Here is a 15550-nt window from a genome sequence, read left to right as displayed (position 1 = left end):
AACAGCGCCCTGCTCTGCCATCCAAGGCTCAAGGACTGGCCAAGGACCTGCCAAGGACCCATGACGACGGTGAAAATCACGCCTGCGCAGAAGAATACCGGCATCGAGGCGCGCTGCGCCGCGACCGGCATGCGCATGACCGAACAGCGCCGTGTGATCGCACGCGTGCTGGCGGAGGCCATGGATCACCCTGACGTCGAGGAGCTCTACCGCCGCTGCGTGGCGGTCGACGACAAGATATCGATCTCGACCGTCTATCGCACCGTCAAGCTGTTCGAGGATGCCGGCATCATCGAGCGCCACGACTTCCGCGAGGGCCGCGCGCGCTACGAGCAGATGCCCGAGAGCCATCACGACCACCTGATCAATCTGCGCGACGGCAAGGTGATCGAGTTCACCTCCGAGGAAATCGAGAAGCTGCAGGCCGAGATCGCGCGCAAGCTCGGCTACAAGCTGGTCGATCACCGTCTCGAGCTGTATTGCGTCCCGCTCGACGAAGACAGCAAGTCGTAAGCCGGGTGAGTTTCGACCTCGTCATCTTCGATTGCGACGGCGTGCTGGTCGACAGCGAGGTGATCTCCTGTCGCGCGCATGCGGAGACGCTGACGCGGCACGGCTTTCCGATTACACCCGACGGCGTGCTGAAGCGCTTCCTCGGCGTGTCCGACCGCGAGGCGCGGCGGATCGTCGAGAGCGAGATCGGCCGCGCGCTGCCCGAGACCTTCGAGGCCGAGGTCAAGCACGCGACGCTGAGCTTCTATGCCGACGATCTCAGCGCGATCGCGCATGTAGGCGAGGCGATCGCCGCGCTCGGCTTACCGAAATGCGTGGCGTCGAGCGGCACGCCGGAAAAGATCCATCACGGCTTGACCTGCGCCGGGCTCTACGACCAGCTCGCGCCGCATATTTTCTCCGCCACCCAGGTCAAGCGCGGCAAGCCGGCGCCCGATCTATTCCTGTTCGCGGCGGCGCAGATGGGCGCCACCCCCGCGCGTTGCGTCGTGATCGAGGACAGCGTAGCCGGCGTCACCGGCGCCCGCGCCGCCGGGATGACCGTGCTCGGTTTTTACGGCGGCAGCCACTGCACGGCGGAACATGAGGGGATGCTGCGCCAGGCCGGCGCGGCCGTCACCTTCGCCGATATGCGGAAATTGCCCGATTTGATCGCCCGGGTGGGGGCCACGGCGAGCGCTGACTGACCCTGCGAGGTCATTCCGGGGCGCGACCGAAGGGAGCGAACCCGGAATCTCGAGATTCCCCGGTGCGCAATTGCGCACCTGAGGTTCGATGCTGACGCATCGCCCCGGAATGACGTCCAGACCGCTGGATTTTCCCCGGTTTAAGCTATATTTCAGCCTCGGCGCCCCGATGGCGCCGTTTCCATTTTTCACTCTCAGGGTTCCATGACGACGCCGCGCAAGCTGCACATCAAGTCCTATGGCTGCCAGATGAATGTCTACGATGCGCAACGCATGGCGGACACGCTGGCCGGCGAGGGCTTTGTCGAGACCGCGAGCGCCGAAGACGCCGACCTCGTCATCCTCAACACTTGCCACATTCGCGAGAAGGCGTCGGAGAAAGTCTATTCCGAGCTCGGGCGGCTGCGCGTCGCCAAGGACGAGGCCGCGCGGGCGGGCCGCGAGATGAAGATCGCGGTCGCCGGCTGCGTCGCGCAGGCCGAAGGCGCAGAGATCATCCATCGCGCGCCGACCGTCGACATCGTGGTCGGGCCGCAGAGCTATCATCATCTGCCCGAGCTGTTGAAGCGCGCCAAGGCAAACGGCCGCGCGCTGGAAACGGAATTCCCGGTCGAGGACAAGTTCGGCTTCCTGCCGCAGCCGAAGCCGGATGCGATCCGCGCCCGCGGCATCTCCGCCTTCGTCACGGTGCAGGAAGGTTGCGACAAGTTCTGCACCTTCTGCGTGGTGCCCTACACGCGCGGCGCGGAAGTCTCGCGTCCGGTCGCCAGGATCATCGACGATGTGAAGCAGCTCGCCGACAATGGCGTGCGCGAATTCACGCTGATCGGACAGAACGTCAACGCCTATCACGGCGAAGGTCCCGACGGCCGCGTCTGGCCGCTCGGCAAATTGTTGCAGCGGCTGGCCACAATTCCCGGCGTCATGCGGCTGCGCTATTCGACCAGCCATCCGCGCGACGTCGACGACGCCCTGATTGCGGCACATCGCGATTTGCCCGAACTGATGCCGTTCGTGCACCTGCCGGTGCAATCCGGGGCGGACCGGATCCTTGCCGCCATGAACCGCAAACATACCGCCGATGACTACCGGCGCGTCATCGACCGGTTCCGCGCCGCGCGGCAAGACATTGCTTTTTCATCAGATTTTATCGTGGGCTTCCCCGGAGAGACCGCGGAAGAATTTTCAGCCACCCTCGCGCTTGTCACGCAAATCGGGTACGCTGCGGCGTATTCATTCAAGTATTCGCCACGGCCGGGCACGCCGGCGGCGGAGATGCGGGAGACAGTGTCAGCAGCCGAGATGGACGAGCGCTTGGGGCGGCTTCAGGAATTGATCGACAGCCAGCAATCGGCCTTCAACCGGGCTGCGATTGGCACAACGGTCGATGTGCTGTTCGAGCGCGCCGCGCGCAATCCGGGCCAGATCGTCGGCCGCACCGCCTATCTGCAGCCCGCCCATGTGATGGCATCGCCCGACATCATCGGCCAGGTCCTCCCGGTGAGGATCGACAGCCTCGAGCGCTACAGCCTGATCGGCGAGCTCGCGACGCGACCCGTGCCCGGCCTCATTTCGCAGACCATTGGAGCCTGAAATCCTTGCCCAAAAGCGCATCGGATTCGTCTTCGCTCGCTCCCAGCCGCAAACCTGACCGCGACATGCAAATGCCACCTGAGACCCGGCCCCCTGAAACTCAGGTCGTCATCGATTTCGACGACAACCGCGCGGCATCCGCGCTGGTCGGCCCCTACGGACAGAATCTGGCGCTGATCGAGCGGCGGCTCGGCGTCGTGGTCGATTCCCGCGGCAATCATCTCACCATCGCAGGCTCCCGCGACGGCTGCGACGCGGCGCGGCGCGTGCTGGAGACGCTCTACGCGCAGGCCGTCGAAGGACACGACCTCGATCAGGGCGAGGTCGAAGGCGCGATCCGCGCCGTGATCGCACAGGGCTCGCTGTTCGAATTCGACAACAAGACCGCCAAGCCGACCTTCGAGACCATCAATCTGCGCAAGCGTCCGGTGCGCGCCCGCACCGCGGCGCAGGATTCCTACATCCGCGCCCTGAAGCGGCATGAGCTGGTGTTCGGCATCGGCCCGGCCGGCACCGGCAAGACCTGGCTCGCGGTAGCCCATGCCGCGCAGCTGTTCGAGCGCAAGGAGGTCGATCGCATCATCCTGACGCGGCCCGCTGTCGAGGCCGGCGAGCGGCTCGGCTTCCTGCCCGGCGACCTCAAGGAGAAGGTCGATCCGTATCTGCGCCCGATCTATGACGCGCTGTACGATCTGATGGACGCCCGCGTCGTCGAGCGCGCGCTGCAGGGCAACGAGATCGAGATCGCCCCGCTCGCCTTCATGCGCGGCCGCACCCTGACCAATGCCGCCATCATCCTCGACGAGGCGCAGAACACCACGACGATGCAGATGAAGATGTTCCTGACGCGTCTCGGCGAGAACAGCCGGATGATCGTCACCGGCGACCCGTCGCAGGTCGACCTGCCGCATGGCCAGGCCTCGGGCCTCACGGAAGCCGTGAAGCTGCTCGACGGCGTCGAGGGCATCGCCCAGGTGCATTTCAAGGCCGAGGACGTCATCCGCCATGAATTGGTGGCGCGCATCGTGGCCGCCTATGAGGGATTGCCGCAAAAGCCGGCAAACGCCAGATCTTGAGACCAATAGCTTCGGCCGCGAGCCCGCACGATGCGGGATCCGGCCATAACGCAGATTTTGAAACCAACGTGTCCGCTTTTCCTGCCACCGAGGTTCTCGTCACCGCCGAATGCTGGCAGGCCGAGCCCAATGCCGACGCGGTGATCCACCGCGCCATCGAGGCTGCCGCTGAAATCGCCGATGCCGATGTCGCCGACGCCGAGCTTGCGGTGATGCTGACCGACGATGCCGGTATCCGCACGCTGAACGCCAACTGGCGCAGCATCGACAAGCCGACCAACGTGCTGTCGTTCCCGGCGCTGCAGCCCGAAGGCGCCGGCGGACCCGACGATGCCCCGCGCATGCTCGGCGATATCGCGATCGCCTATGAGACGACTCGGCGGGAAGCCGATGAAGAAGGGAAACCGTTCGACCATCATTTGAGCCATCTCGCGGTGCATGGCTTCCTGCACCTGATCGGTTACGACCACGAGAACGATGACGATGCCGAGGACATGGAGGCGCTCGAGCGCGAGGTCCTCTCTTCCCTCGGCATTCCCGACCCCTATGCGGATCGGACCGCCTGACATGCCGGATTCCGAACCGACCCACGACAACCCGCGCAACGTGAGCAACCTGCCCGCCGTGGTGCATGAGGGCGAGGTGCAGCGCCCGGCGGCCGAGGGCTGGCTGGTGCGCGCGATCCGCACCCTGTTCGGCTGGAAGGCCGGCTCGGTGCGCGACGATTTGCAGGTGGTGCTCGACGCCTCGACGCCCGACGATGTCGGCTTCTCGGCGATCGAGCGCACCATGCTGCGCAACATCCTGTCGCTGAACGAGCGGCGGATCGCCGACGTCATGGTGCATCGCGCCGACATCGTCGCGGTCAAGCGCGACATTCCGCTCGGCGAATTGATGAGCCTGTTCGAGAGCGCGGCGCATTCGCGGCTCGTCGTCTACAACGAAACCCTCGACGACCCCGAGGGCATGGTGCACATCCGCGACCTGCTCGCCTTCATGACCGCGAGAGCCCGCGTCACCGACGCGACCAAGACGAAGCGCAAGAAGCCGTTCCCGGCGGGGCTCGATCTGCGCAGCGTCGATCTCGCGCTGCCGCTGTCGGAAGCCAACATCATCCGCAAGCTGCTCTATATCCCGCCGTCGATGCGCGCGATCGACCTGCTGGCGCAGATGCAGGCCTCGCGGATCCATCTCGCTTTGGTGGTCGACGAATATGGCGGCACCGACGGACTGGTGTCGATCGAGGATATCGTCGAGCAGATCGTCGGCGAGATCGACGACGAGCACGATTCCGACGAGCCGCCGTCCATCGTGCGCCAGCCGGACAGCTCCTTCATCGCCGATGCGCGCGCCAGCCTCGACGATGTCCGCTCGGTGATCGGCGAGGATTTCGTGATCGGCGACGCCGGCGAGGAGGTCGAGACGCTCGGCGGCTACCTCGTATCGTTCGTCGGACGCCTGCCGGTGCGCGGCGAGGTGATTTCGGGACCCGGCAATTACGAGGTCGAGGTGCTCGACGCCGATCCGCGGCGGGTCAAGCGCGTGCGCATCAGCGCGCGCAAGGAACGGCCGACGCCGCGCAAGGAGCGCGAGCGGCGCCGCGAGCAGGCGCCGGACTCCGGAAACCCGCAGGCGAATGACAACCTGCCGCCGCCCGGCGAGGGAGCCGGTCCGCAGTGAGGCTGTCCGACAAGCTCCGATCGATCGGCCTTGCAATCATCCTGACCTGGGGATGGAAACGCGCCGTCCTCGCGCTCGCGGCCGGCGCGCTGTCTGCGCTGGCGATGGCGCCGTTCAACGCCTGGCCGGTTCTGTTTCTCACCTTTTCCATCGCGGTCTGGCTGATCGACGGCAGCGCGGCCGGCCGCTGGCGCGGTCTGCCTGCCGCGGCGCTGTCCGGCTTCTGGTTCGGCCTCGGCTATTTCGTGCCGGGACTGTACTGGATCGGCTACGCCTTCTTCGTCGATGCGGACACCTTCGCCTGGCTGACGCCGTTCGCGGTGCTCGGCCTGCCTGCCTATCTCGCTTTGTTCACCGCGTTCGGCTTCGCGCTGGCGCGGCTGATCTGGCCGCGCGACGCCTCGCGCGTGCTGGCGCTCGCGGTCAGCCTGACGATTTCGGAATGGCTGCGCGGCCATCTCCTCAGCGGCTTTCCGTGGAATGCGTTCGGCTACGCACTGACCGAGCCGCTGGCGCTGGCCCAGACCGCGTCGCTGATCGGGCTCTGGGGCATGACGTTCCTGGCCGTCGCGATCTTCGCAAGTCCGGCCGTGTTGATCGATGGCGCCTCGCGCGGCCGCAAGCCGTGGCGCGCGCCGGTGGCCGCGGTGCTGGTTCTGGCGGCGATGCTGGCGTTCGGCGTGGTCCGCCTCGCGCAGCAGCCGACCAGGTTGGTCGACGGCGTCAAGCTGCGCATCATGCAGCCCGATCTGCAGCAGGACGCCAAGTTCAACTACTCCGCCAAGGCGGCGGTGATGCAGAAATATCTCACCCTGTCGGATCGCGCCTCCGGGCCGCACGCCACCGGCGTGAAGGATGCCACCATCCTGATCTGGCCGGAATCCGCGTTTCCGTTCTTCCTGACCAAGGAAGCCGACGCGATGGCGCAGATCGCCGACCTGCTGCCGAAGGGAACCGTGCTGATCACCGGCTCGGTGCGCGCGCCCGATCTGCCGCCCGGCGTCCGCGTGACGCGCGCCTATAATTCCATCTACGTCATCGACCACGACGGCAACGTGCTTGCGGTCTACGACAAGCTGCATCTTGTCCCGTTCGGAGAATATCTGCCGTTCCAGGACTGGATGGAGAAGCTCGGCTTCGTGCAGCTCACCAAGGTGCAGGGCGGCTACATTCCCGGCACGATTCGCCGGACGCTCGATATTCCGAATGCACCGCGCGCCCTGCCGCTGATCTGCTACGAGGCGATTTTTCCCGGCAATGTCGTGAGCCGCGACGACCGTCCCGGCTGGATCGTCAATGTCACCAATGACGGATGGTTCGGAATCTCGACCGGCCCTTACCAGCACCTGCAACAGGCCCGGCTGCGCACCATCGAGGAAGGCCTGCCGATGGTCCGCGCCGCCAACACGGGCATCTCGGCCGTGATCGACCCGGTTGGCCGGATCGTTGCACAACTCGGGCTCGGCATCGAAGGCGTGCTCGATGCCGGCCTGCCGGCAGCCATCGCGCCGACGATCTATGCGCGTGTCGGGAACGTCCCCGCCGCTGTGATTGTGATCACAGCCCTGGCGTTCGTGTTGCGGCGGCGGTTTGTGAGGCGAAAACCCTGACGGCTGCATATCGCCGGTTGTCGCGAACCCGAAAAAACGTCGAAATTTACCTCAGTATGATTCCACCAGTTGACAGATCGACCGTGCACTTCGCATTGTACGGGTCCACGCGAAATCACAAGCCAAGTCAGCCCCTTTGCGCAAATTGTCCGCATTTCGTCCCGATCCTCCTTGCAGGATTTGACGGCACCGGCGCCTGAGGCATACTCCACTTCCAACTTGCCTCATCCACGGGCGCGCAATCCCTTAGGAGAGTTGGAGATGTCCACCAAAGCGCCCAATCCTGTTGACAAATATGTCGGCAGCCGCGTCCGTATGCGACGCATCATGCTCGGCATGAGCCAGGAGAAACTGGGCGAGGCGCTAGGCCTGACGTTCCAGCAGGTGCAGAAATACGAGAAGGGCACCAACCGCGTCGGCGCCAGCCGGCTGCAGCAGATCTCCGAAATCCTGCAGGTGCCGGTCTCCTTCCTGTTCGACGGCGGCCCGAGCGGGGTCAAGACCGCCGACGGCTTCAGCGAGGGTGCCTCGCCGACCTACGTCTCCGATTTTCTGGCAACCGCCGAGGGCCTGGCCCTGACCCGCGCCTTCACGCGGATTGCGGACGCCAAGCTCCGCCGCAGCATCGTCGAACTTGTCGAGCAGATCGCGGCGCGCGAGGCGGCCGAGCAGGCCTGATTCAGCCATATCCGTTTGAGAGATCGTCAAATCTGGAATATGCCATTCCGGCGCGCGCCAACGCGATGAGCTCAGCTTGAGCATCATCGCGCTTGAGCGCCTCCTTTGAGCATGATTCCTGATCGTGCTTCGGCGCGTGCGCGCAATGACAAAGCGAACTCACAGGCGACGACAACAGCATGTCCAGCAATCCGTTCGAAACCGCCGTGATTCTCGACGGCATCCGCCGCTGGGTCGAGATCGAATCTCCGACCGAGCGGCCCGATCAGGTCAACAAGCTGGCTGATCTCGTCGCGTCGGGCTATCGCGACCTGCCGGCCACGGTGGAGCGCATTGCGGGACGCGACGGCTGCGGCGACCACCTGGTGACGCGCTCGTCCTGGGGCCAGGACGCGCCGGGCATCCTGGTGCTGAGCCATCTCGACACAGTTCATCCGATGGGATTCATCGAACGGTTACCATTCAAGGTCGACGGCGACAGCGCCTTCGGCCCCGGCATCTACGACATGAAGGGCGGAGCCTACCTCGCCCATCATGCGTTCAGGCAGGTCTGCGCCGACGGCGCGCGCCCGCCGCTCGGCATCACCCAGCTCTACGTATCGGACGAGGAGATCGGCAGCCCGACCTCGCGGGCGCTGATCGAGGCCGAGGGCCGCAAGGCGAAATACGTGCTGGTGACCGAGCCGGCGCGCGACGGCGGCAAGATCGTCACCGGACGCAAGGGCGTTGCGCGTTTCGACGTGTTCATCAAGGGCGCGCCGGCCCATGCCGGCACGCGCCCCGAGGACGGCCGCAGCGCGATCCGGGAGCTCGGCAATGTGATCCAGGCGCTGGAGGCGATGAACGACCTGAAGCGCGGCGTCACCGTCAATGTCGGCGTCGTCCGCGGCGGCACCAAGCCGAACGTGATCGCCGAGGAGGCCTATGCGGAAGTCGACATGCGCGTGCCGACGATGGCCGACGCCGACGAGCTGGTGCCGAGGATCCTCGGAATCACCTCACGCACCGAGGGCGTCAGCGTGAAGATATCGGGCGAATTGAACCGTCCGCCCTATGAGAAAAGCAACGCCGGCGCCGCGCTCTACGAGCACGCCAAGGGGCTGGCCGCCGAGCTCGGCTTCGAGCTGGTGGATGTGTTCACCGGTGGCGGCTCCGACGGCAATTTCACCGCGCCACACACGGCGACCCTCGACGGCCTCGGCGTCGACGGCAAGGGCGCGCATACCCATTACGAGCAGCTCTACATCTCGTCGATCGAGCCGCGCGCGCGGCTGCTCCACCGTCTCTATCAAACGCTGCGATGACACCGGCTCCAGGCGACCGCGGCGATCGCGATTCCCCCGACGACGGCGCGATGGCGCATGCGCGCGGCTCGTTCTTCGGACGGCGCAAGGGCCACAAGCTGCGCCCGCATCAGGCCGACCTGATCGACACTCTGCTGCCGCATCTGGCGGTCGACATCTCGGCGCCCGCGCCCGAGGCGCTGACCGAGTTGTTCGATGACGGCATCGAGAATGTCAGGCTCGAGATCGGCTTCGGCGGCGGCGAGCATCTGATCGCGGAGGCACAGGCCTTTCCGGCCACGGGCTTCATCGGCTGCGAACCCTATGTCAACGGCATGGCGAAGATCCTGACTCAGATCGAGGCGCTGAATATCGGCAATATCCGCCTGTTCGCCGGCGACGCGGCCGAACTGCTGGCCTGGGCGCCGACGCGTTCGCTTGCGCGCATCGACCTGATCCATCCCGATCCCTGGCCGAAGCGGCGGCACTGGAAGCGGCGCTTCGTGCAGGATGCGACGGTCGCTGCGATGACACGATTGCTGCCGCCGGGCGGCGAATTCCGCTTCGTCAGCGACATCGACGACTATTGCGCCTGGACGCTGGCGCATCTGATGCGCTCGCCCGACTTCGCCTGGCTCGCCGAGCGCGCGATCGACTGGCAGCAGCCGTGGCCGAACTACACAATGACGCGCTACGGCGCCAAGGCCGAGCGCGAAGGGCGCAAGGCGGCGTATTTGAGGTTCAAGCGCTTGCCTTGACGCCGTCATTCCGGGGCGTGCGAAGCACGAACCCGGAATCTCGAGGTTCCGGGTTCAATGCTTCGCATCGCCCCGGAATGACGGATATCTTCACGCCTGCCCCGCCAGCCGCGCCTTCCTGACGTCGGTCGCCTCCCACACCATCCGCTTGCCGCGCTCGCGGCCGAGCAGCTCGATCGGATCGTGATTGTCGATGTGGCCGAACTGGCCCTTGTAGACGCTGTAGCCACACAATTCCTGCAGCCGGCGCGGAAAGCGGGCTGCGGTCTCGCGCGGAATGCCGAGCTGCAGGTTCTCCTGCTGCCGCATCCAGCCCCAGCAATAGGCGCAGGAGAAGGCAAAGCGCCTGGCGTCGCTGCTGTTGGCGCCGCCACCATGCCACAGCGCGCTGTCGAACAGCATCACGCTGCCGGCCGGCATGGTCGCGGTGACCGCGTCGTACTCCTTGCCGTATTCGGGCGACGAATCGAATTTGTGGCTGCGCGGGATGATCCGCGTCGCGCCGTTATCTTCGCGGAAATCGGACAGCGCCCAGATCGCATTGATCGTGATCGGAATGTGCGGCCGCGGCAACGGGATCAATTGGGTGTCTTCGTGAATCGGCTGCGCTTCCTGGCCGGGCCCGAGCACCAGCGAGCAGAACGACGACAGCAGGCATTCCCTGTCCAGCACGCGTTCGACCACCGGCAGCACGTTGTCATGCAGCGGCACCTCCCAGAACAGATCGTCATAGGTCAGGAGGTTGTTGATGCGCAGCGTCTTGAAGCCTTCGAACGACGTCCTGGCAGGTGCGAGATTGCGCTCGCTCTCGATTCTCAGCACCGCCGCCTTCAACCCCTCGACCAGATCGGGCGAGGCGGCGCGCTCGATCACGGTGTATCCGTCGTCGCGGATCCGCGCGGCGTGCGTTTGGATGTCGGCGTCCGTCAGCATGGCAATCTCCCTGTTGGCGCTGTGTCGCGCCTTGCGGAAAGCATAGCGGGCCGACGCAATTTTTGGGAAGTATTTTGACGCAGCTGATTCAGCTCGTCATTGCGAGCGAAGCGAAGCAATCCATGGTTCGGCGCGGGGAGATATGGATTGCTTCGTCGCTTCGCTCCTCGCAATGACGGGGAGAGAGACCGCCACGACCGCGTGAACTAGCGCGACTTCCAGAACTCCACGACGCGCTGCGCCGTCGAGGGCATCAGGCGCACGAAATTCACCCGCGCACCTTCGATATCGGCAGGAGACGGCACGCGGTTGGGCCCGAGCCGCATCAGGATCAGGGCGCGCACGGTCGGCCATTCGAAGCCGATCGTCTTGCTGGCGATCAGGATCGGATCATAACGGTCGCCGGAGATCAGGCGATCAAGCGTGACGATTTTCACGCCGGCCATCGCGGCGAGCGCCGCCACGCATTCCTCATATTTGAAGGCCTTTGCGAAGCCGGCCACCGCGGCCTCGTTCAATTCGCCGGCGCGATGCAGCGCCAGGATGGCGCGCTGCGCGGCCGTGAAATCGCGGCCCTCGACCTGAACGATCACGCCCTCGATCTCGGTCATCGCCAGCTTGATCTCGGCCTGGCGTTCCGGCTTGGCGACGGCATGCAGACGGCGGCGGATCACGTCGATCGAGCCGGCGAGCAGGCCCTTCAGATGCTCGGGCGGAAGATCATCGCGGCGGCCGATCCGCAGCGTCAGCACGCCGTCCTGGCTGGCGCGTTGCACGAGCGTCGTGAAGGAGGCGTCCGAGAACGCCGCGCCCGCATTGCCGGCCGCGCATCGGATGACGTCGCGATCGCCGCGTCGGACGAGGACGTCGGTCAGCGCAGTCGAGAGCTTCGATCGCTCGGCCATCGCGAGCAGATGGCCCTGGCCCTTGGCATTGGCGATCTCGACCAGCACCTTTTCGTCAATCACCGGCGATCGGCGCAGCAGCGGCCCCGCGATCGCGACCTCGTCGTCGCGGGCGAGCTGCCCGACCAGATGCCGCGGCGCGTTGGCGAGCAGCGCGAGCCGTTCGGCGAGATCGACCCGCGCGGCAAGCTCGGCATGCGGGACCAGGCTGGTCAGCACCCCGTCGAACAGGTCGATATGGTCGGGACGGAAGCTCGCGGCGCCCTGCAGGAACAGCTCGCCGAGCCGCCGCGCGGCCTCGGCGCGGCGCTTGGGGTCGCCGCGGCGAACGATATCGTCGAGTTCCGGGATCAGCGCAGGGGCTGTCGTCATGGGCCTTGTCCAACCGGCGACTTCTGCCGATTTTCGGCAATCTATGGTCTCGTTCGTAAACGGAGGGTTAGATCAATCCGGCATCCGGAGAGCCGTAAAATCGCCTCCCGCCGGACCCGGGGGCCTTGCCGGACCCGGGCAAAAGAGCTATATCCAGCGCAACTTATGGTATCTCATACGATCGCGTAGGAGAGTGGGCCCCCCGGGACCCGCTCTTTTTTATTACCTGACGGGACCCAACGAGGCCGGGTCCGGTTTGGGTAGCGTTAGCGGCCCCTTAAGGCCACCTGAACAACACAACAGACCTCGGCAGCCTTTAAGACCTTAGACAGCCTTTGACACTGGATATGACCGAACCGACCGCCACGTCCGTGGACACCGAACTGCTCGCCGAGCCGCGTCTCGTCGTCGAGCCCGGGGTCGCGGCGCGCGTCGCCGCGGTCGCGGTCCCGGTGCTGCAGGGCATGGGCTATCGCCTGGTGCGCATCAAGGTCTCGGGCGATGCCGGCTGCACCGTGCAGATCATGGCGGAGCGACCCGATGGCTCGATGCAGCTCGAGGATTGCGAGGCGATCTCGCGCGCGCTGTCGCCGGTGCTCGATGTCGCCGACCCGATCGAGCGTGCCTACCGGCTGGAAATCTCGTCGCCCGGCATCGACCGCCCGCTGGTGCGCCGCTCCGACTTCGAGCGCTACACCGGGCATCTCGTGAAGATCGAGATGGCGGTGGCGCATCAGGGCCGCAAGCGGTTTCGCGGCGTGCTTGCCGGCGTCGAGGGCGATGCGGTGCGCATCAGGCGCGACGATCCGCGTCCGGACGAGGACGCCGAGGTTCTCCTGGTGATGGAGGACATCTCGGACGCGCGGCTGGTGCTGACCGATGAGCTGATCGAGGAATCGATGCGCCGCGGCAAGGCCGCCGAGCGCGAGCTGCGCCGCGAGCTCGGCCTCGCGCCGCCGCAACCGGCCCACGCCAAGAAGAGCGATCCGGCGAAGAGCCAGAAGCCGAAACCCAAGCCTGGTGATAAGCCTGCTCACAAGCCCGGCAAGAAACCGGCTCCGACTAACACCAAAAAGCACCGCCTGGCGGCCGAGCGCGCGCGCCGTGGCGAGATCGATCCATCCGAAGGAGACTAAGCCATGGCAGTCAGCGCCAACAAACTCGAACTGCTGCAGATCGCAGACGCAGTTGCGCGCGAAAAGTCGATCGACCGCTCCATCGTGATCGCGGCGATGGAAGACGCCATCGCCAAGGCCGCGCGTGCCCGCTACGGCAGCGAGACCGACGTCCATGCCGAGATCGACGCCAAGAAGGGCGAGCTGCGGCTGACCCGCCACATGCTGGTGGTCGACGTCGTCGAAAACTCGTCGAACCAGATTTCGCTGCACGACGCGCAGCGCGCCAATCCGGGCGCCCAGGTCGGCGACACCATCGCCGACACGCTGCCGCCGCTGGAATATGGCCGTATCGCCGCGCAGTCGGCCAAGCAGGTGATCGTGCAGAAGGTGCGCGAGGCCGAGCGCGACCGGCAGTACCAGGAATTCAAGGACCGCATCGGCGACATCGTCAACGGCATCGTCAAGCGCGTCGAATATGGCAGCGTGATCGTCGACCTCGGCCGTGGCGAAGCGATCGTGCGCCGCGACGAGATGCTGCCGCGTGAAGTGTTCCGCAACGGCGACCGCGTCCGCGCCTATATCTTCGACGTCCGCCGCGAGACCCGCGGTCCGCAGATTTTCCTGTCGCGCACCCATCCGCAGTTCATGGCGAAGCTGTTCGCACAGGAAGTGCCGGAGATTTACGACGGCATCGTCGAGATCAAGGCGGTCGCCCGCGATCCGGGCTCGCGCGCCAAGATCGGCGTGATTTCGCGCGATTCCTCGGTCGACCCGGTCGGCGCCTGCGTCGGCATGCGCGGCTCGCGCGTGCAGGCCGTGGTGAACGAGTTGCAGGGCGAGAAGATCGACATCATCCCGTGGTCGCCCGACATCGCGACCTTCGTCGTCAACGCGCTGGCGCCGGCTGAAGTCGCCAAGGTCGTGATCGACGAGGACCGCGAGCGCATCGAGGTCGTGGTTCCCGACACCAACAACCAGCTGTCGCTGGCGATCGGCCGCCGCGGCCAGAACGTTCGCCTCGCCTCGCAGCTGACCGGCTGGGACATCGACATCCTGACCGAGCAGGAAGAGTCGGAACGCCGCCAGGCCGACTTCGAGAACTCGACCCGCGTGTTCATGGAAGCGCTCAATGTCGACGAGGTGGTCGGCCAGCTGCTCGCCTCCGAAGGCTTCACCTCGGTCGAGGAACTCGCGCTTGTCGATGTCAAGGAACTCGCGGGCATCGAGGGTTTCGACGAGGAGACCGCCACCGAGCTGCAGACCCGCGCCCGCGAATATCTGGAACAGCTCGAGGCGGAACTGGAAGCCAAGCGCAAGGAACTCGGCGTCGAGGACGCCATGAAGGACGTGCCCGGCATCACCGGCAAGATGCTGGTCAAGCTCGGCGAGAACGACGTGAAGACGGTCGAGGATCTCGCCGGCTGCGCCACCGACGATCTGGTCGGCTGGACCGAGCGCAAGGAAGGCGGCGAGCCGACCAAGCATGCCGGGTTCCTCGACGGCATCGAGATTTCGCGCGACGAGGCCGAGGCCGTGATCATGCAGGCCCGTCTGAAGGCCGGCTGGATCACCGAGGCCGACCTCGCCAAGCCTGCCGAGGAGGCCGAGGCCGCCGAAGCAGAAACGACGGCTTCGTAAGGAGATGCCCCACGGATGCTGGCTCAGGCTGACCCCGATCTCGACGATGGGCCGCGGACGCAGAAGTCCGCGACCACGCGGATGTGCGCGGTCAGCCGCGAGGTGCGTCCGATCGACGAGCTGATCCGGTTCGTCGTCGCGCCCACAGGCGAGGTGATCCCGGATATCAAGCGCAAGCTGCCCGGCCGCGGACTCTGGGTTTCCGCGTCGCGGCGCAGCGTTGCGGAAGCGGTCCGCCGTCACCAATTTAGCAAGGGATTCAAGCGCGACGTCCGCGTCGCGCCGACCCTTCCCACCGATACCGACACCCTCCTGGTGCGCAGCGTCACCGAGGCCCTGGCAATGGCCGCCAAAGCCGGTCAGGTCGTTTCGGGCTTCGGCAAGGTCGAGGACGCACTCAACCGGAACGAAACTGCAGCCCTGATCCACGCTTCCGACGGCGCGGCGGACGGAATCCGCAAATTGGACGCGATCGTGGGGCAAAGGGGCGAAAAACGTGGTGAATCGCCGGTAATCCCCGTCGTCAATGTTTTGACGTCGGAAGAATTGGATTTGGCACTTGGGCGGTCAAATGTGATACATGCTGCGCTGCTCGCGGGCCCGGCGAGCAAGACGTTCCTGTCGCGCTGCCAGATGCTGGTCCGATACCGGATGGCCGACGACGACAAGACCGCCGAAGCGGCCAGAAATTCCAGAGCGTGATCCGG

General features: G+C 65.7%; 15 protein-coding genes. 13 read left to right on the top strand and 2 right to left on the bottom strand.

Going from position 1 to position 15550, the window contains the following annotated elements; all coding sequences use genetic code 11:
• Window positions 1–60 precede the first annotated feature (60 nt).
• The 10 genes from ACVMB1_RS34765 to ACVMB1_RS34720 all read left to right on the top strand — a co-directional run bounded on the left by ACVMB1_RS34765 (window position 61) and on the right by ACVMB1_RS34720 (window position 9877).
• Window positions 61–513 carry a Fur family transcriptional regulator gene (locus ACVMB1_RS34765; protein WP_016840396.1) on the top strand — a complete coding sequence of 151 codons (453 nt, stop codon included), beginning with the start codon at window positions 61–63 and terminating at the stop codon, window positions 511–513.
• A 5-nt stretch (window positions 514–518) separates the two neighbouring features.
• A complete protein-coding gene (locus ACVMB1_RS34760; RefSeq protein ID WP_057015308.1) occupies window positions 519–1199 on the top strand; it encodes an HAD family hydrolase in 681 nt (226 codons plus the stop codon).
• Between the two features lie 204 nt (window positions 1200–1403).
• Window positions 1404–2792 (top strand): tRNA (N6-isopentenyl adenosine(37)-C2)-methylthiotransferase MiaB, encoded by a 1389-nt coding sequence (gene miaB, locus ACVMB1_RS34755; protein WP_057015307.1) that lies wholly within the window; start codon window positions 1404–1406, stop codon window positions 2790–2792.
• Between the two features lie 5 nt (window positions 2793–2797).
• Window positions 2798–3868 (top strand): PhoH family protein, encoded by a 1071-nt coding sequence (locus ACVMB1_RS34750; RefSeq protein WP_077231173.1) that lies wholly within the window; start codon window positions 2798–2800, stop codon window positions 3866–3868.
• 68 nt (window positions 3869–3936) lie between these two features.
• The gene (ybeY, locus tag ACVMB1_RS34745) at window positions 3937–4434 is read left to right on the top strand and encodes an rRNA maturation RNase YbeY (RefSeq protein WP_057015306.1); all 498 of its coding nucleotides are present in this window, start codon (window positions 3937–3939) and stop codon (window positions 4432–4434) included.
• A gap of 1 nt (window position 4435) precedes the next feature.
• A complete protein-coding gene (locus tag ACVMB1_RS34740) occupies window positions 4436–5548 on the top strand; it encodes a hemolysin family protein (RefSeq protein ID WP_076824743.1) in 1113 nt (370 codons plus the stop codon).
• Window positions 5545–7158 carry an apolipoprotein N-acyltransferase gene (gene lnt / locus ACVMB1_RS34735; protein ID WP_076824507.1) on the top strand — a complete coding sequence of 538 codons (1614 nt, stop codon included), beginning with the start codon at window positions 5545–5547 and terminating at the stop codon, window positions 7156–7158. Before ACVMB1_RS34740 ends, lnt begins: the two co-directional genes overlap by 4 nt.
• A 261-nt stretch (window positions 7159–7419) precedes the next feature.
• Window positions 7420–7836: a helix-turn-helix domain-containing protein gene (locus tag ACVMB1_RS34730; RefSeq protein WP_028335515.1), complete on the top strand. Its 417-nt coding sequence runs from the start codon at window positions 7420–7422 to the stop codon at window positions 7834–7836.
• A 179-nt stretch (window positions 7837–8015) separates the two neighbouring features.
• Window positions 8016–9140: a M20 family metallopeptidase gene (locus ACVMB1_RS34725; RefSeq protein ID WP_057015302.1), complete on the top strand. Its 1125-nt coding sequence runs from the start codon at window positions 8016–8018 to the stop codon at window positions 9138–9140.
• On the top strand, window positions 9137–9877 hold the full coding sequence (locus ACVMB1_RS34720; RefSeq protein WP_057015301.1) for a tRNA (guanine(46)-N(7))-methyltransferase TrmB: 741 nt from the start codon (window positions 9137–9139) through the stop codon (window positions 9875–9877). Before ACVMB1_RS34725 ends, ACVMB1_RS34720 begins: the two co-directional genes overlap by 4 nt.
• 90 nt (window positions 9878–9967) lie before the next feature.
• On the opposite strand, the gene ACVMB1_RS34715 is transcribed toward ACVMB1_RS34720, so the two are convergent.
• Both ACVMB1_RS34715 and ACVMB1_RS34710 read right to left on the bottom strand, forming a co-directional pair.
• Complete coding sequence (locus ACVMB1_RS34715) at window positions 9968–10810, bottom strand: phytanoyl-CoA dioxygenase family protein (RefSeq protein ID WP_076824505.1); 843 nt, start codon at window positions 10808–10810, stop codon at window positions 9968–9970.
• Between the two features lie 206 nt (window positions 10811–11016).
• Window positions 11017–12087, bottom strand: a complete 1071-nt coding sequence (locus ACVMB1_RS34710) for a DUF2336 domain-containing protein (RefSeq protein ID WP_076824503.1) — start codon at window positions 12085–12087, stop codon at window positions 11017–11019.
• Between the two features lie 347 nt (window positions 12088–12434).
• On the opposite strand from ACVMB1_RS34710, the gene rimP reads away from it, so the two are divergent.
• Genes rimP through ACVMB1_RS34695 form a run of 3 tightly spaced genes read left to right on the top strand, consistent with a single transcriptional unit; the run spans window position 12435 to window position 15545 of the window.
• Window positions 12435–13223, top strand: a complete 789-nt coding sequence (gene rimP, locus ACVMB1_RS34705; RefSeq protein WP_016840382.1) for a ribosome maturation factor RimP — start codon at window positions 12435–12437, stop codon at window positions 13221–13223.
• A gap of 3 nt (window positions 13224–13226) precedes the next feature.
• Complete coding sequence (nusA, locus tag ACVMB1_RS34700; protein ID WP_057015297.1) at window positions 13227–14843, top strand: transcription termination factor NusA; 1617 nt, start codon at window positions 13227–13229, stop codon at window positions 14841–14843.
• Between the two features lie 15 nt (window positions 14844–14858).
• Window positions 14859–15545: an RNA-binding protein gene (locus tag ACVMB1_RS34695; RefSeq protein ID WP_057015296.1), complete on the top strand. Its 687-nt coding sequence runs from the start codon at window positions 14859–14861 to the stop codon at window positions 15543–15545.
• Window positions 15546–15550 lie beyond the last annotated feature (5 nt).

This window comes from Bradyrhizobium sp. USDA 4504, from assembly GCF_054063995.1.
Note: the sequence above shows the minus strand (reverse complement) of the source record. Positions and strands in the feature narration are given on the sequence as shown.

What these genes read in the sequence shown, in the direction of transcription:
- ACVMB1_RS34740 (WP_076824743.1), top strand. Translation starts at nt 4,436, where the DNA reads ATGCCGGATTCCGAACCGACCCACGACAACCCGCGCAACGTGAGCAAC.
- ACVMB1_RS34710 (WP_076824503.1), bottom strand. Translation starts at nt 12,087, where the DNA reads ATGACGACAGCCCCTGCGCTGATCCCGGAACTCGACGATATCGTTCGC.
- rimP (WP_016840382.1), top strand. Translation starts at nt 12,435, where the DNA reads ATGACCGAACCGACCGCCACGTCCGTGGACACCGAACTGCTCGCCGAG.
- ACVMB1_RS34730 (WP_028335515.1), top strand. Translation starts at nt 7,420, where the DNA reads ATGTCCACCAAAGCGCCCAATCCTGTTGACAAATATGTCGGCAGCCGC.
- miaB (WP_057015307.1), top strand. Translation starts at nt 1,404, where the DNA reads ATGACGACGCCGCGCAAGCTGCACATCAAGTCCTATGGCTGCCAGATG.
- nusA (WP_057015297.1), top strand. Translation starts at nt 13,227, where the DNA reads ATGGCAGTCAGCGCCAACAAACTCGAACTGCTGCAGATCGCAGACGCA.
- ACVMB1_RS34765 (WP_016840396.1), top strand. Translation starts at nt 61, where the DNA reads ATGACGACGGTGAAAATCACGCCTGCGCAGAAGAATACCGGCATCGAG.
- ACVMB1_RS34695 (WP_057015296.1), top strand. Translation starts at nt 14,859, where the DNA reads ATGCTGGCTCAGGCTGACCCCGATCTCGACGATGGGCCGCGGACGCAG.
- ACVMB1_RS34715 (WP_076824505.1), bottom strand. Translation starts at nt 10,810, where the DNA reads ATGCTGACGGACGCCGACATCCAAACGCACGCCGCGCGGATCCGCGAC.
- ACVMB1_RS34720 (WP_057015301.1), top strand. Translation starts at nt 9,137, where the DNA reads ATGACACCGGCTCCAGGCGACCGCGGCGATCGCGATTCCCCCGACGAC.
- ACVMB1_RS34725 (WP_057015302.1), top strand. Translation starts at nt 8,016, where the DNA reads ATGTCCAGCAATCCGTTCGAAACCGCCGTGATTCTCGACGGCATCCGC.